The sequence below is a fragment of the Mycobacterium saskatchewanense genome (assembly GCF_010729105.1).
Lineage (GTDB): Bacteria > Actinomycetota > Actinomycetes > Mycobacteriales > Mycobacteriaceae > Mycobacterium > Mycobacterium saskatchewanense.
The window spans coordinates 3,284,730-3,303,001 of the sequence record NZ_AP022573.1 but is presented as its reverse complement, the minus strand read 5'-3'; the positions used below and the strand labels follow the sequence as shown (position 1 = coordinate 3,303,001).

Annotated in this window: 18 protein-coding genes; 13 read left to right on the top strand and 5 right to left on the bottom strand. The window is 70.2% G+C overall.

What is annotated here, in order from left to right:
* Positions 1 to 95: 95 nt before the first annotated feature.
* Positions 96 to 857 carry an Rv3717 family N-acetylmuramoyl-L-alanine amidase gene (locus G6N56_RS15520; protein WP_085258271.1) on the bottom strand — a complete coding sequence of 254 codons (762 nt, stop codon included), beginning with the start codon at positions 855 to 857 and terminating at the stop codon, positions 96 to 98.
* 98 nt (positions 858 to 955) lie between these two features.
* Here G6N56_RS15520 and G6N56_RS15515 point away from each other — a divergent pair, with 98 nt between their 5' ends.
* The gene (locus tag G6N56_RS15515) at positions 956 to 1,312 is read left to right on the top strand and encodes a YbaB/EbfC family nucleoid-associated protein (protein ID WP_085258270.1); all 357 of its coding nucleotides are present in this window, start codon (positions 956 to 958) and stop codon (positions 1,310 to 1,312) included.
* A gap of 13 nt (positions 1,313 to 1,325) precedes the next feature.
* Positions 1,326 to 1,937 carry a recombination mediator RecR gene (recR, locus tag G6N56_RS15510; RefSeq protein WP_085258269.1) on the top strand — a complete coding sequence of 204 codons (612 nt, stop codon included), beginning with the start codon at positions 1,326 to 1,328 and terminating at the stop codon, positions 1,935 to 1,937.
* 4 nt (positions 1,938 to 1,941) lie between these two features.
* On the opposite strand, the gene G6N56_RS15505 is transcribed toward recR, so the two are convergent.
* From G6N56_RS15505 to G6N56_RS15495, 3 genes are all read right to left on the bottom strand, one after another.
* Positions 1,942 to 2,550 carry a C39 family peptidase gene (locus G6N56_RS15505; protein WP_085258268.1) on the bottom strand — a complete coding sequence of 203 codons (609 nt, stop codon included), beginning with the start codon at positions 2,548 to 2,550 and terminating at the stop codon, positions 1,942 to 1,944.
* 159 nt (positions 2,551 to 2,709) lie between these two features.
* Positions 2,710 to 3,417, bottom strand: coding sequence for a type 1 glutamine amidotransferase (locus G6N56_RS15500; RefSeq protein ID WP_085258267.1), 708 nt, complete (start codon positions 3,415 to 3,417; stop codon positions 2,710 to 2,712).
* A complete protein-coding gene (locus G6N56_RS15495; protein ID WP_085258266.1) occupies positions 3,410 to 4,639 on the bottom strand; it encodes a Mur ligase family protein in 1,230 nt (409 codons plus the stop codon). The genes G6N56_RS15500 and G6N56_RS15495 overlap by 8 nt, the downstream gene beginning before the upstream one ends.
* Positions 4,640 to 4,711: 72 nt before the next feature.
* Here G6N56_RS15495 and G6N56_RS15490 point away from each other — a divergent pair, with 72 nt between their 5' ends.
* Positions 4,712 to 5,704, top strand: coding sequence for a DEDDh family exonuclease (locus G6N56_RS15490; RefSeq protein ID WP_085258265.1), 993 nt, complete (start codon positions 4,712 to 4,714; stop codon positions 5,702 to 5,704).
* Between the two features lie 3 nt (positions 5,705 to 5,707).
* Here the strand turns inward: G6N56_RS15490 and leuA are convergent, their stop codons facing one another.
* Positions 5,708 to 7,510 carry a 2-isopropylmalate synthase gene (leuA, locus tag G6N56_RS15485; protein ID WP_163645126.1) on the bottom strand — a complete coding sequence of 601 codons (1,803 nt, stop codon included), beginning with the start codon at positions 7,508 to 7,510 and terminating at the stop codon, positions 5,708 to 5,710.
* Between the two features lie 305 nt (positions 7,511 to 7,815).
* Here leuA and G6N56_RS15480 point away from each other — a divergent pair, with 305 nt between their 5' ends.
* From G6N56_RS15480 to egtC, 10 genes are all read left to right on the top strand, one after another.
* Positions 7,816 to 9,081 carry an aspartate kinase gene (locus G6N56_RS15480; RefSeq protein WP_085258264.1) on the top strand — a complete coding sequence of 422 codons (1,266 nt, stop codon included), beginning with the start codon at positions 7,816 to 7,818 and terminating at the stop codon, positions 9,079 to 9,081.
* Complete coding sequence (locus G6N56_RS15475; protein WP_085258263.1) at positions 9,082 to 10,128, top strand: aspartate-semialdehyde dehydrogenase; 1,047 nt, start codon at positions 9,082 to 9,084, stop codon at positions 10,126 to 10,128.
* 25 nt (positions 10,129 to 10,153) lie between these two features.
* Positions 10,154 to 11,269, top strand: a complete 1,116-nt coding sequence (locus G6N56_RS15470) for a DUF4185 domain-containing protein (protein ID WP_408632705.1) — start codon at positions 10,154 to 10,156, stop codon at positions 11,267 to 11,269.
* A gap of 248 nt (positions 11,270 to 11,517) precedes the next feature.
* Positions 11,518 to 11,922, top strand: a complete 405-nt coding sequence (locus G6N56_RS15465; protein WP_324616603.1) for a hypothetical protein — start codon at positions 11,518 to 11,520, stop codon at positions 11,920 to 11,922.
* 171 nt (positions 11,923 to 12,093) lie between these two features.
* Positions 12,094 to 12,513, top strand: a complete 420-nt coding sequence (locus tag G6N56_RS15460; protein ID WP_085258260.1) for a hypothetical protein — start codon at positions 12,094 to 12,096, stop codon at positions 12,511 to 12,513.
* 150 nt (positions 12,514 to 12,663) lie between these two features.
* Entirely contained in the window at positions 12,664 to 14,106 is a 1,443-nt protein-coding gene (locus G6N56_RS15455) for a catalase (RefSeq protein WP_085258259.1), read from the top strand.
* 94 nt (positions 14,107 to 14,200) lie between these two features.
* Entirely contained in the window at positions 14,201 to 14,848 is a 648-nt protein-coding gene (locus G6N56_RS15450; protein WP_142280844.1) for a sensor domain-containing protein, read from the top strand.
* A gap of 151 nt (positions 14,849 to 14,999) precedes the next feature.
* Positions 15,000 to 16,295 carry an ergothioneine biosynthesis glutamate--cysteine ligase EgtA gene (egtA, locus tag G6N56_RS15445; protein ID WP_085258258.1) on the top strand — a complete coding sequence of 432 codons (1,296 nt, stop codon included), beginning with the start codon at positions 15,000 to 15,002 and terminating at the stop codon, positions 16,293 to 16,295.
* Positions 16,274 to 17,587, top strand: coding sequence for an ergothioneine biosynthesis protein EgtB (gene egtB, locus G6N56_RS15440; RefSeq protein ID WP_085258257.1), 1,314 nt, complete (start codon positions 16,274 to 16,276; stop codon positions 17,585 to 17,587). The genes egtA and egtB overlap by 22 nt, the downstream gene beginning before the upstream one ends.
* Positions 17,587 to 18,270 carry an ergothioneine biosynthesis protein EgtC gene (gene egtC, locus G6N56_RS15435; protein WP_085258256.1) on the top strand — a complete coding sequence of 228 codons (684 nt, stop codon included), beginning with the start codon at positions 17,587 to 17,589 and terminating at the stop codon, positions 18,268 to 18,270. The genes egtB and egtC overlap by 1 nt, the downstream gene beginning before the upstream one ends.
* Positions 18,271 to 18,272 lie beyond the last annotated feature (2 nt).

Below are 18,272 nucleotides of genomic sequence, written 5' to 3'. Positions count from 1 at the left end.
GCGGTGGCGTGAGGAGGAGCCGCGATCGGGCCCAGCGCGGCGACGATGCGCGCCGCGCGGTGGCGTGAGGAGGAGCCGCGCAGCCAGGCCCAGCTTCAGCGCGCCTGACCCTGGGTGGCCAGGAAGCCCGCGATGCCACGGACCATGGCGTCGGCGTACTTCTGCCGCCCCTCGGCGGACTCCATCAGCGCCGAATCCGCCGGGTTCTTCATGTTGCCGCATTCGACGAGGATCGACGGGTACTGCGCCAGGTTCAGGCCCGCCAGGTCGGAACGCCCGTACAAGCCGTCCTGGCCGATGTAATTGGCGGGCGGGATGCCGGAGGCCTGCAGCTGGTCGCGCATGATCCGGGCATACTGCACCGAGGGTCCGGCCTGCACCTGGTTGAGCGGTGGCGCCGAGTAGTTGACGTGGAATCCGCGGCCGGAGGCGGGGCCGCCGTCGCCGTGGATGCTCAGCACCGCATTCGGGTGCAGCGCATTGGCCATATTGGCCCGCGCGTCGACGCACGGGCCCAGCCCGGTGTCGTTGCCGCGCGACAGTGCGGTCCGCACCCCCAGGGCGTTCAGCGCGGCGCGCACCCGCAGCGCGGTGTCCCAGGTGAAAGTGTGCTCCTGGTAGCCGCTGTTGGTCGACGTGCCGCTGGCCTGGCAGTCCTTGGTGCCGCCGCGGCCGGTGGGCACCTGACGCGAGATGGACGCGTCGTTGGAGCCGTTGTGCCCGGGATCGATGAAGACGACCATGCCGGTCACATTCGAGGGGACGGCGCTCGCCGTCGGGGTGATGGCCGTCGACGCGGCGATCAGCACACCGACCGCCAGTTTGATTCCGACACGCTTGCTCAGTCTTAGGTCCACGGCGCCAAGGTATCGGCGGGCGGTCTACGCTGGGGGTTTCGAATCGCCCGATGGGCACAGGCGAAATCAAGTCGAGACCAAGATGCGAGGGGATTGTCATGCAACCCGGAGGCGACATGTCGGCGCTGCTCGCTCAGGCGCAGCAGATGCAGCAGAAGCTCATGGAGGCTCAGCACCAACTCGCGACCGCCGAGGTGCACGGTCAGGCCGGCGGGGGATTGGTCAAGGTCGTGGTCAAGGGCAGCGGTGAGGTGGTCGCGGTCCAGATCGACCCCAAGGTCGTCGATCCAGAGGACGTCGAGACCCTGCAGGACCTGATCGTCGGCGCCATGTCCGACGCCTCGCGGCAGGTCACCCGGATGGCGCAGGAGCGGCTGGGGGCACTGGCCGGTGGCATGGGCGGGCCGCCGGCGGCCCCACCGCCCGCGCCGCCGACCCAGGTGCCGGGGCTGTAGCCGTAGTTCCGACATGTTCGAGGGACCCGTCCAGGATCTGATCGACGAGCTGGGGAAGCTGCCGGGAATCGGACCTAAGAGCGCGCAGCGCATCGCTTTCCACCTGCTGTCGGTCGAGCCCCCGGATATCGACCGGCTGACGGCGGTGCTGTCCCGGGTCCGCGACGGCGTGCGGTTCTGCGCGGTGTGCGGCAACGTCTCCGACAACGAGCGGTGCCGCATCTGCGCGGATCCCCGCCGCGACGGCTCGCTGGTGTGCGTCGTCGAGGAGCCGAAGGACGTCCAGGCCGTCGAGCGCACCCGCGAATTCCGGGGCCGCTACCACGTGCTGGGCGGGGCGCTGGATCCGCTGTCCGGGATCGGGCCCGATCAGCTGCGGATCCGGGAGCTGCTGAGCCGCATCGGCCAGCGCGTCGACGACGTCGACATCACCGAGGTGATCATCGCCACCGACCCCAACACCGAGGGGGAGGCGACGGCCACCTACCTGGTCCGGATGTTGCGCGACATCCCCGGGCTGGCGGTCACGCGGATCGCGTCCGGACTGCCGATGGGCGGCGACCTGGAGTTCGCCGACGAGCTGACTCTGGGCCGCGCCCTCACGGGCCGACGCGCGATGGTCTGAGCGGTTAGCCGGTCACGACGGCGAAGTTGTCGCTGGTGGCCCACGCCCTTTCGAAGGTGGCGAGGGCGACCTGCTCGTCGCGGCCGGCCTCGATGCCGCTGTCGTTGAGGTGCACCACCCCGGCCTCGGTGTCGATGCCGGTGACGACGACGAAGTGGTTCTCCCGAGTGCGATTGCCGGGTTCATCCCAGATGACCTTGTCGTTCAGGCCGACGATCACCTTGCGGCCCCGATCGAGGTCTTGCGCCAGCGTGTCGGTGTCGGTGCGGTCCCCCGTGGCGCGCACACCGTAGTGCGCCAGCAGCACCACCAGGTCGCCGTTGCCGGTCCTGCCGCCGGGCCGATAAATCGGCCCGGGGTGGCTGGCGCTGGGGATGGTGCCGGCCGCGGCGGTGATCTCGTCCTCGCTGGGCTCGTGGCCGCTGATCTGGCCGATCACGTCGGCCACCGCCATCTCCCCGCAGTCCAGATCCTGCTGCTGGTAGCGCCAGTACGGCGCCGCGGCGGCCGGGTCTCCGTGCATCCCGTCGCGGGCGGCGTTGGCCGCGCCCGCGACGGCGACCGTCAGCACGCCGGTCACACCCACGATCGCTGCGAGCTTCCTGTTTGCCATGGGGCGAGGCTCGGCGATGGCCCTAAAAGGATTCTTGGCGAGGTCTTGCGTCCGGGACCGCGAGACATAATCCATTGCGACTCCGCCCGGCGCGTCGTCGCCATGGTTTATGTGTCGCGAAAACCAGGAGTCGGCGCCCAAGTCTCGGCGCCGAACGCCTCAGCGCGCGGCCAGCCGCTCCCGGCGCAGCAGATCCACCTCGGGCATCTCGAGCGGCGCCAGCTCTCCCACCACCTTGCCCAGCAGCAGGTCGGCCAGCTCCGGATTGCGGGCCAGGCACGGCCCGTGCATGTAGGTCGCGACCACGCTGCCCTGGACCGCGCCGTCGAAGCCGTCGCCCGCCCGGTTGCCGGCGCCCTTGACCACCGCGCCCAGCGGGGACGCCGCGGGGCCGAGGACCGTGCCGCCACGGTGGTTCTCGAAGCCGGTGAGGCGTTGGGTCAGGCCGGTCGGCAACGGCTTGCTGACGAGCTCGCCGATGGTGCGCTTCTCCTGCGGTGACGTGGTCGCATCCAGCATGCCCACGCCGTCGACGCGTTCGCCGGCCGACGTCTCGTACCACTGCCCGAGCACCTGCACGGCCGCGCAGATCGCCAGGACGGGCGCGCCGCGTTCCGCGGCGCGCTGCAGTCCCGGATGCCTGATCAGGTGTCTGGTCGCCAGTCGCTGCGCGTAGTCCTCCGCGCCGCCCAGGGTGTAGAGGTCCAGCGATTCCGGCACTGGCTCGGCCAGTGTGATCTCGACGATCTCGGCGGCGATGCCGCGCAGCCGCAGCCGCTGGCGCAGCACCAGCGCGTTGCCGCCGTCACCGTAGGTGCCCATCACGTCGGGCAGCACCAGGCCGATCCGCACGGTCGAATCAGCCATGGCGCGCCAACGCCCGCTGTAGCTGCAGGAATGCGGTGTAGTTGGCGACGACCTCGACCCGCCCGGGCGGGCACGACGCGATCGCGGCCACGGTGTCGTGCACGAGGGTGTGCTCGACACCCGCGTACCCCAGGCGCACCGCGAGGTCGGTGCCGCGCTCCCCGGCGGCCACCACGGAAGTGTGCTCGAAGTGTTCGAATCGCACGTCCCACAGCCACGACAGGTCCTCCCCGTCTGGCACCTGGCCGTTGACCGAGATGACCACCCCGGCGGCGTGCTTGTCGACCATCGACAGCGCCTCCTGCCAGCCGGCGGGATTCTTGGCCAGCAGGAGCCGCGCGTCATGTTGGCCGATGCGCACGCTTCGGTAGCGGCCCGCGACCTCGTCGACCCCGCCGACGGCCGCGACGGCCTTGGCCGGATCGGCTCCCAGCGCGACGGCCGCCGCCACGGCCTGGGCGGCGTTGCCGCGGTTGACCGCGCCCGGCAGCGCGAGCCGCATCGGCAGGGCCAGCCCGTCGGGCCCGTACAGCGTCTCGTCGTCGAACCACCACTGTGGGCTGGGCCGCTTGAAGTCGGCGCCGGTGGAATACCAATGGTGCGTGTCGCGGACGATCACCTCGCCGCTGCGCGGGCAGCTGACCGAGTCGTTCGCCCAGGAGCCGCCTGCGGCCACCCACACCACATTCGGGCTGTCGTAGGCCGCCGAGGTCATGAGCACGTCGTCGCAGTTGGCGACGACGACCGCCTTCGGGTGGCGCGCCAGCCCGGCCCGCAGCGTGCGTTCGATGACGTTGATCTCGCCGACGCGGTCCAGCTGGTCGCGCGACAGGTTGAGCAGCACGACGACGGCGGGGTCGACGGCGTCGGACACGTGCGGCACGTGCATCTCGTCGACTTCCAGGGCCGCCAGCGGCGCCCGGCGGTCGCCGGCCAGCGCGGCGATGAGCCCAGCGTCCATGTTGGCGCCCTCCGCGTTGGTGGCGACGTTCCCCAGCGTGCCGAGGGCCGCCGCGGTCATCCGCGTCGTCGTCGACTTGCCGTTGGTGCCGGTGACGATGACGGTGCGGCGGCCCACGCCGAGCTGGCGCAGGATCGAGCGGTCCAGCGTCATCGCGACGAGGCCGCCGATCATCGCGCCCGCCCCGCGCCCGGTGACCCGCGACGCCCACCGCGCGCTCGCTCCTGCGGCGAGGGCCAGGCGTGCGCGGGTGGTGACCACCCGGGCAGATTACCGACCGACACGGCAGCGCAGCGACCCGGCGATGTCGGCCGGACGTGCCATCCTCAAGTCATGAGTGCGGTGCCCTGGGGTCGGCCGGCCGGCGAGCCGGATGGGGGCTGGGCCGTCATCGACGTCGAGACCTCGGGCTTCCGCCCGGGGCAGGCCCGCGTCATCAGCCTGGCGGTGCTCGGCCTCGACGCCGACGGCCGTGTGGAGCAGTCCGTCGTGAGCCTGCTCAATCCCGGCGTGGACCCGGGCCCCACCCACGTGCACGGCCTCACCGCCGCGATGCTCGAAGACCAGCCGCAGTTCGCCGACGTCGTCGACGACGTGGTCAAGGTGCTCGACGGGCGCACGCTGGTGGCCCACAACGTCGCGTTCGACTACGCGTTCCTGGCCGCGGAAGCCGAGCTCGTCGAGGCCGAACTGCCCATCGACTCCGTCATGTGCACGGTCGAGCTGTCCCGGCGGCTGGACCTCCGCATCGACAACCTGCGGTTGGAGACCCTCGCCGCCTACTGGGGCGTGACCCAGGAACGGCCGCACGACGCCTTCGACGACGCGCGGGTGCTGACCGGCGTGCTGGCGCCCGCGCTGGAGCGGGCGCGTGAGCTCGACGTCTGGCTGCCGGTGCGCCCGGTGGGGCGCCGCCGCTGGCCGAACGGCAGGGTGACCCACGACGAGCTGCGACCCCTCAAGCTGATGGCATCCCGGATGCCCTGCCCCTACCTCAACCCCGGGCGCTACGTCACCGGCAGGCCCCTGGTCCAGGGCATGCGGGTGGCGCTGGCGGCCGAGGTGGCGCGAACGCACGAGGAACTGGTCGAGCGGATCCTGCACGCCGGGCTGGCCTACGCCGACGTGGTCGACGGGGAGACGTCGCTGGTGATCTGCAACGACACCACACCCGAGCAGGGCAAGGGCTACCTTGCGCGGCAGCTGGGTGTGCCACTGGTGCCCGACGCCCACTTCATGCACAGCGTCGGCTCCGTCGTCGGCGGCGCCAGCATGGAGGAATTCACCGACGCCACCGCGCTCGACACGCAGCTCGCGCTGTTCTGACGCCTAACGCGACGCGCGGTTGACCGCCGACACGACGGCCCGCAGCGACGCCGTCGTGATCGACGGCGCGATGCCGACGCCCCACACGGTTCGGCCGGCGACGGAAGCTTCGACATACGCCGCCGCCTGCGCGTCGTCGCCCGAGCTCATCGCGTGCTCGGAGTAATCCAGCACCGCCACGTCGAAGCCGACGGTCCCCAGCGCATGGACGAAGGCGGCGAGCGGGCCGTTGCCGGTGCCGCTGATCTCGGTCTCCACGCCGTCGATCTTGACGGTGGCCTCGATCGTCGTCGTGCCGCCGTCCTCGTCGGAGGCGTCGACCCGTTGCTTGATGCGCTCCAGCGGCCGCACCGGGGCCAGGTACTCCTCCGAGAACGCCTCCCACATCTCCTTCGGCGACACCTCGCCGCCCTCGCCGTCGGCGATCTTCTGGATCACCTGGGAGAACTCGATCTGCAGCCGCCGCGGCAGGGCCAGGCCGTGATCGGCCTTCATGATGTAGGCCACCCCGCCCTTGCCGGACTGCGAGTTGACCCGGATCACGGCCTCGTAGGTGCGGCCGACGTCCTTCGGGTCGATCGGCAGGTAGGGCACCTGCCACAGCAGGTCGTCGACGTCGGCCGAGGCCTCGTCGGCGGCCACCTTCATCGCGTCCAGGCCCTTGTTGATGGCGTCCTGGTGGCTACCGGAGAACGCGGTGTACACCAGGTCGCCACCGTAGGGGTGACGCTCGTGGACCGGCAGCTGGTTGCAGTACTCCACCGTGCGGCGGATCTCGTCGATGTTGGAGAAGTCGATCTGCGGGTCCACGCCGCGGGAGAACAGGTTGAGCCCGAGCGTCACCAGGCACACGTTGCCGGTGCGCTCCCCGTTGCCGAACAGGCAGCCCTCGATCCGGTCGGCCCCGGCCTGGTACCCCAATTCGGCTGCGGCGACGGCGGTTCCGCGGTCGTTGTGCGGATGCAGGCTCAGGATGACCGAGTCGCGGTTGGCCAGGTTGCGGCTCATCCACTCGATCGAGTCGGCGTAGACGTTGGGCGTGGCCATCTCTACCGTGGCGGGCAGGTTGAAGATGATCGGGTTTTCGGGCGTCGGCCGGATGATTTCGCCGACGGCGTCGCACACCTGCCTGGCGTACTCGAGCTCGGTGCCCGTGTAGGACTCCGGCGAATACTCGAACCGCCAGTGCGTGCCGGGGTACTTGGCGGCCTCCTCGACGCACTTGCGGGCGCCGTCGGTCGCGATGGCCTGGACAGCCGCTCGGTCCGCGCGGAACACCACACGGCGCTGCAGGATCGACGTCGAGTTGTAGAAGTGCACGATGACCCGCGGCGCGCCCTCACACGCGAGGAAGGTCCGTTCGATCAGTTCGGGCCGGCACTGGGTGAGCACCTGGATGGTGACGTCGTCGGGGATGGCGCCGTCGGTGATGATCTCGCGGACGAAGTCGAAGTCGGTCTGGCTGGCCGAGGGGAACCCGACCTCGATCTCCTTATAGCCCATCCGCACCAGCAGCTCGAACATGCGGCGCTTGCGGGCGGGGCTCATCGGGTCGATGAGCGCCTGGTTGCCGTCACGCAGGTCGACTGCGCACCACAGCGGCGCGCGGGTGACAACGCGGTCGGGCCAGGTGCGGTCGGCGACCCGGACGGGCTCGACCTCCTCGGCGAACGGCCGGTACCGGTTGACGGGCATCGACGAGCCGCGCTGGGGATTCCACGCGGGCTGGTCCGGGCCGGGCGGGCCCGCGGGGGTGACGATGGTGCGTGCCGACTTGTAGGCGTCGGGCGAATCGGAAATGGTCACGGTAGTTGCTCCGGGATGTCAGAAGGGACCTCAGACCGGCGCATCGCGAACACCCGCGACGGGAGGCCAGCCTGGATCAGACCCCGTCGCGGCGTCCGAGGAGGAGCACCCGCTGCACGGTTGCCAACTCTACCGCGATCCGTCCCGTGACCAAAACGCCGCGGGCGTCCGCCGAGCGTGGGGCTCATGGACGACGCCCCGCGCGGACCCTGTACGTAAGCCCCGCGCTCGGCGCCGGTGGCCAGGAAATGAAGCTGCACCCCCACGTATTCTGTTGTGGACTCAAGCTGCGGGGAAGGGAAACAGTGGCGCTCGTCGTGCAGAAGTACGGCGGATCTTCGGTGGCCGACGCCGACCGGATCCGCCGCGTCGCCGAGCGGATCGTCGCGACCAAGAAGCAGGGCAACGACGTCGTCGTGGTGGTCTCGGCGATGGGCGACACCACCGACGATCTGATGGACCTGGCCCAGCAGGTCTGCCCGGCCCCGCCGCCCCGCGAACTCGACATGCTGCTCACCGCCGGTGAGCGCATCTCCAACGCGTTGGTGGCGATGGCGATCGAGTCGCTCGGCGCGCAGGCCCGGTCGTTCACCGGTTCCCAAGCCGGCGTGATCACGACCGGCACCCACGGCAACGCGAAGATCATCGACGTCACGCCCGGACGGCTGCAGGCCGCCCTCGACGAGGGCCGCATCGTGTTGGTCGCCGGCTTCCAGGGCGTCAGCCAGGACACCCGCGACGTCACCACGCTCGGCCGCGGCGGCTCGGATACCACCGCGGTGGCCCTCGCCGCGGCGCTGCACGCCGACGTCTGCGAGATCTACACCGACGTCGACGGCATCTTCAGCGCGGACCCCAGGATCGTCCACAACGCCCGCAAGCTCGACACGGTGACGTTCGAGGAAATGCTCGAGATGGCCGCCTGCGGCGCCAAGGTCCTCATGCTGCGCTGCGTGGAATACGCCCGCCGCTACAACATTCCGGTGCACGTCCGCTCGTCGTACTCGGAACTGCCGGGCACCGTCGTCGTCGGATCGATCAAGGACAAGCCAATGGAAGACCCCATCCTGACCGGAGTAGCGCACGACCGCAGCGAGGCCAAGGTGACCATCGTCGGGATCCCCGACATCCCCGGCTATGCGGCCCGGGTGTTCCGCGCGGTCGCCGACGCCGACGTCAACATCGACATGGTGTTGCAGAACGTCTCCAAGGTCGAGGACGGCAAGACCGACATCACCTTCACCTGCTCCCGGGACAGCGGCCCCACCGCGGTGGCCAAGCTGGATGCGCTCAAGGACGAGATCGGGTTCACCCAGCTGCTCTACGACGACCACATCGGCAAGGTGTCGCTGATCGGGGCCGGCATGCGCAGCCATCCCGGCGTGACCGCCACCTTCTGTGAGGCGCTCGCGGAGGTCGGCGTCAACATCGAGCTGATCTCCACCTCCGAGATCCGGATCTCGGTGCTGTGCCGCGACACGGAATTGGACAAGGCCGTCGTCGCGTTGCACGAGGCATTCGGCCTCGGTGGTGAGGAAACGGCAACGGTGTACGCGGGAACGGGCAGGTAAATGGTTTCGATTGGCGTCGTAGGCGCCACCGGCCAGGTGGGCCAGGTGATGCGCACCCTGCTCGACGAGCGCGACTTCCCGGCGAGCACCGTGCGGTTCTTCGCGTCGGCGCGCTCGCAGGGCCTTAAGCTCGAGTACCGCGGCCAGGAGATCGAGGTCGAGGACGCCGAGACGGCGGACCCCAGCGGCCTGGACATCGCGTTGTTTTCCGCCGGCTCGAAGATGTCGCGGGTGCAGGCGCCGCGGTTCGCGGCGGCCGGGGTGACGGTCATCGACAACTCGTCGGCCTGGCGCAAGGATCCCGACGTGCCGCTGGTGGTGTCCGAGGTGAACTTCGAGAGGGATGTCGCCGGCGACGCCCGGTCCCTGAAGAAAGGCATCATCGCCAACCCGAACTGCACCACCATGGCGGCGATGCCGGTGCTCAAGGTGCTGCACGACGAGGCCGGGCTGGTGCGCCTGGTGGTTTCGAGCTACCAGGCGGTGTCCGGCAGCGGCCTGGCCGGCGTCGAGGAGCTGGCCACCCAGACCCGCGCCGTCGTCGGCGACGCCGAACAATTGGTGTACGACGGGTCCGCGCTGCAGTTCCCGCCGCCGAAGACCTACGTCGCGCCGATCGCGTTCAACGTGGTGCCGCTGGCCGGATCGCTGGTCGACGACGACTCCGGCGAGACCGACGAGGACCAGAAGCTGCGCTTCGAGAGCCGCAAGATCCTCGGCATCCCCGATCTGCTGGTCAGCGGGACTTGCGTGCGCGTTCCGGTGTTCACGGGTCACTCGCTGTCGATCAACGCCGAGTTCGCCCGGCCGCTGTCGCCGGAGCGCGCCCGCCAATTGCTCGACGGCGCACCGGGTGTCAAGGTCGTCGACGTGCCGACGCCGCTCGCCGCCGCCGGTGTCGACGAGTCATTGGTAGGCCGGATCCGGCACGACCCGGGGGTGGCCGACGGGCGCGGCCTTGCGCTGTTCGTCTCGGGCGACAACCTGCGCAAGGGCGCGGCGCTGAACACCATCCAGATCGCCGAACTGCTGGCCGCCGAATTGTGACCGGCGGGTGAGATCCGCCCCCCATATCCTGATTGTTCTCGTAACTGTGCTTGTGCCGCAATCCATCATTGCGGCCGCGCGTGCCGATCCGCCTGCGCCGTCGCCGGAGCCCGTGCTGCAGCCGCTGGCGCCGGGGGAGGTGGTGCGAATCGGCCCGACGGCCGGAACAGGCACGCCGACAAAGGATTTCAACGTCGGCGCCACGGATCTGTGTGAATTCATGGAATTCCCAAGCGAAGTGCTGCAGGTGTGTGGTGACAGCTTCCCCGGGCAGGGGGTCGGCTTCGGCCGCGACTTCGCGCCGATCGCGCTGCGCGTCGACACGTCCTCCGTCGACGACCCGGCCGGGGTGCGCTACTCCGGAGTCCTCGGCGTGCGCGATCCGCTGCTCGCCGATCCCACGCCGCCGGGGGACTCGCAGTTACCGGCCGGTGTCGTGCAGATCAACCGGCGCAACTACCTGATGGTTACGACGACGAACGACCTGCAGCCGCAGTATTCGCGGCTCGTGATGGCCGAACCGGCGCGCGCGGGCTGGCGAACCGTGCCGGGTTCGCGGCGCGACGGCTCGTTCCAGGGCGGCTCGCAGACCCAGATCAGCGGGTACTACGACCCCGTTCCCACCCCGGATTCGCCCACCGGGTGGGTCTACATCGTCGCCAACAGCTTCACCCGCAGCCACCCCGTGTTGCTCTACCGCGCCACACCGCAGAACTTCACCGACCGGTCGCGGTGGCAGGGCTGGGCGCCCGGGGCCGGCGGCGGGTGGAACAAGCCACCGACCCCGCTGTGGCCGGACATGGTGGGGGAGATGTGCTTCCGGGAGATCGACGGCAAGGCCGTGCTGTCGTACTTCAACGCCAGCACCGGCAACATGGAGGTGCGGGTGGCCAACGATCCCACGGCGCTGGGCGACGCGCCGGTGACCACGGTGGTGCAGCACGACGAATGGCCCGACCCGGCGGAGAGCCTCCCGCCGCCGAGCGACAACCGGCTCGCGCAGCCGTACGGCGGCTACATTTCGCCCGGGTCGACACTCGACGAGCTACGAATCTTCGTCAGCCAATGGGACACTCGGGCCCGGGTGGCGGCGCCGTACCGGGTCATCCAGTTCGCGGTCCGACCGTTCGAACCGGAATAGCGTCCACACTGGTGGTATGGAATTCGTAGGCGCCGACCCGGTCCTGGCAGCGCACGATCTGGCCGCAGCGCGGGGCCGGTGACCTTCCGGCTCGGTCGGTGCCCCGGTGCCCTGCCCGCGGTCCAACTCGGTGACCACAGCTATCCGAACCGATCCGGTGAGCGGTATCTCACCAGGTAGGCCGGGTCTTCAGCTCACAGCTGCTACATAAGTAGTGCATAGCCGCCACTGCTGTTATCAGCTTCATCATGAGTCTCATGAGTGAAACATCGGAAACCCCCACCGTGCGGTCTTCCACCGCAACTGCACCGGCGCCCGCGCCAGCGGAGATAGCGCCTTACCGGACCCCTCGCGTCTTCATCGCCGCGGCGTGGGTCGCGATCGTCGCCGGGATCGTGTTCATCGTCTCGGTCATCTTCTTCACCGGAATGGCGCTCGGCCACCAAGGCCACGGCCACCACGGCCACAAGCACCACGCGATGATGATGCACCCGCACCGCTTCGGTCCCGGCGGTCCGGGCGGTCCGGGCGGCCCCGGCGCCGGAGGCCCGGCGTTCGCTCCGGGCAATGGGCCGGGCGCCGGCCCGGCATCGGTGACGCCGGGCGCACCGGGGCCCGGTCAGGTCCCCTCGTCCGTCGCCCCGCCCCGGTAATTCCGGCGCCCCGGCGGGCACCAACTCAAACAAGTCCTCAACAAGTCCTAGCCCGGCGCTCGCGCGAGCGCCGGGCTACCCGGCGCTCGAAACCCCTCTCAGGGGCAATTCACAGCAAGTTGTCCCGCCGACCTGTTTATTGCCGCCGCCGCGCGGGGCAGTATTCAAGACATGACCGAAACACCCGAACCCACGACGCGACCGGCGTCCGTCGCCGCGGCCCCGCCCCCGTCACCACCGGCGCGACTCAAGCCGCCGAGGCTGTATGCGGCCGCCGCGTGGGTCGTCATCGTCGCCGGCATCGTGTTCATCGTGTCGACCGTGTTCTTCGCCGGCGCCATCATCCTCGGCCATCACCACTACTGCCATTCCTGGCATCACCACGGCATGATGTTCAAACCCGGGGGCCCCGGACCGGGCAACGGGCCGTACGGGTGGCCCGGCGGACCCGGCATGTATCCGCCGGCCCCGTACCCCGGTGGGCCCCCGCCGGCGTTCGGTCCGAGCGGCCCGGCCGGTCCGGGCGGCCCGAGCCAGACGCCGGCTGCACCGTCGCCCAGCGCGCCGGCGCCACGCCCGCAGACACCCTAGGGTTGCCTAGCTTTTCTTGAAACGTTCCAGACGGGAGGCATAGGGTGGAATGTGGCCGGGCGAGGGGAAGATTGACGGTCTCGTGCCGAATGTTGTTGGGGCCGTTGACTATTCAAGCGCCGTGAATTCGGCCAGTGAGGAGATAGCGAAATGACGGAGCGGTTCACGACCAATGACGCCGGCATCGCTGCGCCCAGCGACGACCAGTCGCTGACCGTCGGCCCCGATGGCCCGATCCTGCTGCAGGACCACTACCTGATCGAACAGATGGCGCAATTCAACCGGGAGCGCATCCCGGAGCGCCAGCCGCACGCCAAGGGCGGCGGCGCCTTCGGCCAGTTCGAGGTCACCAACGACGTCAGCCAGTACACCCGGGCCGCGGTGTTCCAGCCCGGCGCCAAGACCGAGATGCTGGCCCGGTTCTCCACCGTCGCGGGCGAGCGGGGCAGCCCAGACACGTGGCGGGACCCGCGCGGCTTCGCGCTGAAGTTCTACACGACCGAGGGCAACTTCGACCTGGTCGGCAACAACACCCCGGTGTTCTTCATGCGCGACCCGCTGAAGTTCCAGCACTTCATCAGGTCTCAAAAACGGACGCAGGCAAGGAACCTGCGCGACCACAACATGCAGTGGGACTTCTGGACGCTGTCGCCGGAGTCGGCGCACCAGGTGACCTGGCTGATGGGCGACCGCGGCATTCCGAAGAACTGGCGCCACATGAACGGCTACAGCAGCCACACCTACAGCTGGATCAATGCCGCCGGCGAGATCTTCTGGGTGAAGTACCACTTCATCAGCGACCAGGGCATCGATTTCCTGACCCAGGAGGACGCCGACCGGCTGGCCGGCGAGGACGGCGACTACCACCAGCGCGACCTGTACGAGTCGATCGAGCGCGGGGACCACCCGAGCTGGACGCTCAAGATGCAGGTCATGCCGTACGAGGAGGCCAGGACCTACCGGTTCAACCCGTTCGACCTGACGAAGGTGTGGCCGCATGGCGACTACCCCTTGATCGATGTCGGGAGGATGACGCTCAACCGCAACGTCACCGACTACCACACCGAGATAGAGCAGGCGGCGTTCGAGCCGAACAACACCGTGCCCGGCACCGGGTTGAGCCCGGACAAGATGCTGCAGGCCCGCGGCTTCTCCTACTCGGACGCGCACCGCGCGCGGCTGGGCACCAACTATCGCCAGATCCCGGTCAACGAACCCAAGGTCGAGGTGAACAGCTACTCCAAGGACGGCGCGATGCGGGTGAAGAACGTCTCCGACCCCGTCTACGCACCCAACTCCTACGGGGGCCCGCACGCCGACCCGGCGCGCGCCGCGGAGGTCCGGTGGCACGCTGACGGCGACATGGTCCGCGCCGCCTACACGCTGCACGCCGAGGACGACGACTGGGGTCAGGCCGGCACCATGGTGCGCGAGGTCCTCGATGACGCGGCCCGGGATCGGTTGGCGCACAACATCATCGGCCACGTCTCCAAGGGGGTCAAGGAGCCGGTGCTGTCGCGGGTGTTCGAGTACTGGCGCAACGTCGACCCCGACCTGGGCAAGAAGGTCGAGGAGGGCGTGCGGGGTCAATAACCAGGCGTCCAACGTCGAGTCGTCGGGCGTCTCGGGCGGTATTCGGCCCCACAACTCGACGTTCGACGCCCCTGGCATGATCGGCTCCATGTCCATCCGGATCTCCGCCGCGGTGGTGGGCGTCGCTCTGGCGGCGGGAGGCGCGGTCACGATTCCCGCGGCAACCGCACACCCGTCGGAGCCCGGGGTGGTGAACTACGCGGTCCTGGGCAAGGGGTCGGTCGGCAACATCGTGGGCGGTCCGATGGGGTGGGAGTCGGTGTTCACCCAGCCGGTGCAGGGCGACTGGGTCGACCTTCCGGCGTGCAACAACTGGGCCGACATCGGTTTGCCCGAGGTGTACGACGACCCCGACCTGGCGTCGTTCAACGGCGCCGTCACGCAGACGTCGGCCAGCGACCAGACCCATTTCGTCAAGCAAGCCGTCGGGGTGTTCGCCGGCAACGACGCCGCCGGGCGGGCGTTCCACCGGGTCACCGACCGAACCGTTGGCTGTGCTGGGCAAACGACGGCGCTGCACCTGGACAACGGTACGACGCAGGTGTGGTCGTTCGACGGCGGTCCGCCGGGCGCCGCGGACGAGAACTGGACCAAGCAAGAAGCCGGCACCGACCGGCGGTGCTTCAATCAAACCAGGCTGCGCGAAAACGTGTTGCTGCAGGCGAAAGTTTGCCAGGCTGGCAACGGCGGACCCGCGGTCAGCGTGTTGGCGGGGGCCATGCAGAACGCGCTGGGTCAGTAGGCGATCGGGGTGGTGCTTGGGAAATCGCGGGAACGGGAATATGTCGGTGCCGTCTGCTAGATGAAGTAGGGGTCGATAATCGTCCGCCCGCAGCGCAACAAACGGTCCGCACGGCATGCTCGCGCATGCCGGGGCCCGAAGGGGTCGTGATATGACGTTCGCCGCGATGACCAGCGCGGACTCACAGCTGCATCCTCGCGCGCCGGGCGCCGAGCTGGCCGACTCCTCGTCCGCGGCCGCGTACATCGCCGACGGCTGCCTGGCCGACGGCCCGCTCGAACGCGTCGGCCTCGAGGTGGAGGCCCATTGCCACGACCCGGCCGATCCGCTGCGCCGCCCGGGCTGGGAGGAGATCACCGGCGTCATCGGGTCGCTGCCCGCCCTGCCGGGCGGCAGCCGGGTCACCGTCGAGCCCGGCGGGGCCGTCGAACTGTCCGGCCCGCCCGCCGGCGGGGTCTTGTCCGCCATCCACGGCATGGCCCGCGACCAGTCCGTGCTGCGCTCGGCGTTCGCCGACGCCGGCCTCGGCCTGGTGTATCTCGGCGCGGACCCACTGCGGCCCCCCAAACGCGTCAACCCTGGCGCGCGGTACGCCGCCATGGAGGAGTTCTTCGCCACCAGCCGCTCGGGGGAGGCGGGCGCCTCGATGATGACGTCCACCGCGTCCGTCCAGGTCAATGTGGATGCCGGACCTAGGGACGGGTGGGCCGCGCGGGTCCGGCTGGCGCACGCCCTGGGGCCCACGATGATCGCGATGACGGCCAACTCGCCGATGCTGGGCGGCGAATTCACCGGGTGGGTGTCTACTCGGCAGCGGGTGTGGGGCCGGATGGACTCCGCGCGCTGCGGGCCCATCCTGGGCGCCAGCGGTGACGATCCGGGCACCGACTGGGCGCGCTACGCGCTCAAGGCCCCCGTGATGATGGTGAACGATCCGGAGCCGGCGGCGGTCACGCATTGGGTGCCGTTCGCCGACTGGGCCGACGGCCGCGTGCCGCTCGGTGGCCGCCGCCCGACCGTCGCCGACCTGGAATACCACCTGACCACGCTGTTCCCGCCGGTGCGCCCCCGGCATTGGCTGGAGATCCGGTACCTCGACAGCGCCCCGGACGCGTTCTGGCCGGCGATGGTGTTCACGCTGGTCACCCTCCTCGACGACCCGGTCGCCGCCGACATCGCGGCGGAGGCCGTCGCGCCGGTGGCCACCGCCTGGGACGTCGCGGCCCGCGCCGGCCTGCGGGACCGGCGGTTGCACGCGGCCGCCGCCCGGTGCGTGGCCGTCGCGGCCGAAAGGGCGCCCGCCGACCTCGCCGATGCCATGCAACGCCTGGCGCGCAACGTCGACCAGGGCCGATGTCCGGGCGATGACTTCTCCGACGAGGTGATCGAACACGGCATCGCGGCCACGGTCTCGCAGGCCGCGCGATGCCCGCAAGGGGGGCTGTGAACCGGGAAAGACTCGCCGACGATCTCGCGCGGGCGCGCACGCGCACGCTGCGCCTGGTCGACTTCGAGGACGCGGAACTGTACCGGCAGTACGACCCGTTGATGAGCCCGCTGGTGTGGGACCTGGCCCACATCGGCCAGCAGGAAGAGCTGTGGTTGCTGCGCGGCGGCGACCCGGCGCGGCCCGGCCTGCTGCCGGCATCGGTCGAAGGACTCTATGACGCCTTCGTGCACTCCCGGGCCAGCCGGGTCGATCTGCCGCTGCTGTCCCCGACGCAGGCGCGGTCGTACTGCGGGACGGTGCGTTCCGCCGTGCTGGACGCCCTCGACGCGCTGCCGGACGAACCCGACGGTGCCGGCGACTTCACCTTCGGCATGGTGGTGAGCCACGAGAACCAACACGGCGAGACCATGTTGCAGGCGCTGAACCTGCGCAGCGGCGCGCCGCTGCTGCGCGACACCTCCGGCCTGCCGCCCGGCAGGCCGGGCCTGGCCGGTGCCTCGGTGCTGGTGCCCGCCGGGCCGTTCGTCCTCGGGGTGGACGCCGCGACCGAGCCGTACTCGCTGGACAACGAGCGACCCGCCCACGTGGTCGACCTGCCGGCCTTCCGGATCGGCCGGGTGCCGGTCACCAACGGCGAATGGCGGCACTTCATCGACGACGGCGGCTACCGCGACTCGCGCTGGTGGTCGGAGCGGGGTTGGCAGCACCGGCAGCGGGCGGGTCTGACGGCTCCCCAGTTCTGGAGCGCCGACGGTACGACGCGCGTCCGGTTCGGCCACGTCGAAGACGTTCCGGCCGACGAGCCGGTGCAGCATGTCACCTACTTCGAGGCCGAGGCGTACGCCGCCTGGGCCGGCGCTCGACTGCCCACCGAGATCGAATGGGAGAAGGCCTGCGCGTGGGACCCGGCGGCCAACGCGCGCCGCCGCTTCCCGTGGGGATCGGGGCCGCCGTCGGAAGCTGTCGCCAACCTGGGCGGTGCGGCGCTGCGCCCGGCGCCCGTCGGCGCGTACCCGGGCGGCGCCTCGGCGTACGGGGTGGAGCAGATGCTGGGCGACGTCTGGGAGTGGACCTCCTCGCCGCTGCGGCCGTGGCCGGGTTTCGTGCCGATGATTTACGAGCGGTACTCGCGGCCGTTCTTCGACGGCGACTACAAGATCCTGCGGGGCGGGTCGTGGGCCGTGGAGCCGGGGATCGTGCGGCCCAGCTTCCGAAACTGGGACCATCCCTACCGGCGTCAGATCTTCTCCGGCGTCCGCCTGGCCTGGGACGCCGGGGACAACGGCTGATGTGCCGTCACCTTGGCTGGCTCGGGACCGACGTCGCGGTGTCCTCGCTGGTGCTGGACCCGCCGTACGGGCTGCGGGTGCAGTCGTACGCCCCGCGCCGGCAGAAGCACGGGCTGCTGAACGCCGACGGGTGGGGCGTCGGATTCTTCGATGGTTCGGTGCCCCGTCGCTGGCGCAGCCCGGCGCCGCTCTGGGGCGACGTGTCGTTCGGCTCCGTCGCGCCGGCGCTGCGCAGCCACTGCGTGGTGGCCGCGGTGCGCTCGGCCACCGTCGGCATGCCGATCGAGGCCAGCGCGACGGCGCCGTTCACCGACGGCCGATGGCTGTTGTCGCACAACGGGGTCGTGGACCGCGCGGCGTTGCCCACCACTCCGAATGCCGAATCGGCCTGTGACAGCGCGAGACTGGCGGCGGTCGTCTTCGCGCGGGGGCTGGACGCGCTGGGCGACACAGTCGCCGAGGTCGCCGCGGCCGACCCCAATGCCCGGTTGAACATATTGGCCGCCAACGGATCTCGCCTGCTCGCGACGGCCTGGGGCGACACGCTGTCCATCCTGCGCCGCGGCGACGGCACGGTGCTGGCCAGCGAGCCGTACGACGACGACGCCGGCTGGGAGGACGTGCCGGACCACCACCTCGTGGAAGTGACCGCCGACGGCGTCACGCTGACCCCGCTGCATTGACC

What these genes read in the sequence shown, in the direction of transcription:
- G6N56_RS15515 (WP_085258270.1), top strand. Translation starts at nt 956, where the DNA reads ATGCAACCCGGAGGCGACATGTCGGCGCTGCTCGCTCAGGCGCAGCAG.
- G6N56_RS15455 (WP_085258259.1), top strand. Translation starts at nt 12,664, where the DNA reads ATGACGGAGCGGTTCACGACCAATGACGCCGGCATCGCTGCGCCCAGC.
- G6N56_RS15505 (WP_085258268.1), bottom strand. Translation starts at nt 2,550, where the DNA reads ATGGCAAACAGGAAGCTCGCAGCGATCGTGGGTGTGACCGGCGTGCTG.
- egtB (WP_085258257.1), top strand. Translation starts at nt 16,274, where the DNA reads ATGCCCGCAAGGGGGGCTGTGAACCGGGAAAGACTCGCCGACGATCTC.
- G6N56_RS15460 (WP_085258260.1), top strand. Translation starts at nt 12,094, where the DNA reads ATGACCGAAACACCCGAACCCACGACGCGACCGGCGTCCGTCGCCGCG.
- egtC (WP_085258256.1), top strand. Translation starts at nt 17,587, where the DNA reads ATGTGCCGTCACCTTGGCTGGCTCGGGACCGACGTCGCGGTGTCCTCG.
- G6N56_RS15465 (WP_324616603.1), top strand. Translation starts at nt 11,518, where the DNA reads ATGAGTCTCATGAGTGAAACATCGGAAACCCCCACCGTGCGGTCTTCC.
- egtA (WP_085258258.1), top strand. Translation starts at nt 15,000, where the DNA reads ATGACGTTCGCCGCGATGACCAGCGCGGACTCACAGCTGCATCCTCGC.
- G6N56_RS15475 (WP_085258263.1), top strand. Translation starts at nt 9,082, where the DNA reads ATGGTTTCGATTGGCGTCGTAGGCGCCACCGGCCAGGTGGGCCAGGTG.
- G6N56_RS15500 (WP_085258267.1), bottom strand. Translation starts at nt 3,417, where the DNA reads ATGGCTGATTCGACCGTGCGGATCGGCCTGGTGCTGCCCGACGTGATG.
- G6N56_RS15490 (WP_085258265.1), top strand. Translation starts at nt 4,712, where the DNA reads ATGAGTGCGGTGCCCTGGGGTCGGCCGGCCGGCGAGCCGGATGGGGGC.
- recR (WP_085258269.1), top strand. Translation starts at nt 1,326, where the DNA reads ATGTTCGAGGGACCCGTCCAGGATCTGATCGACGAGCTGGGGAAGCTG.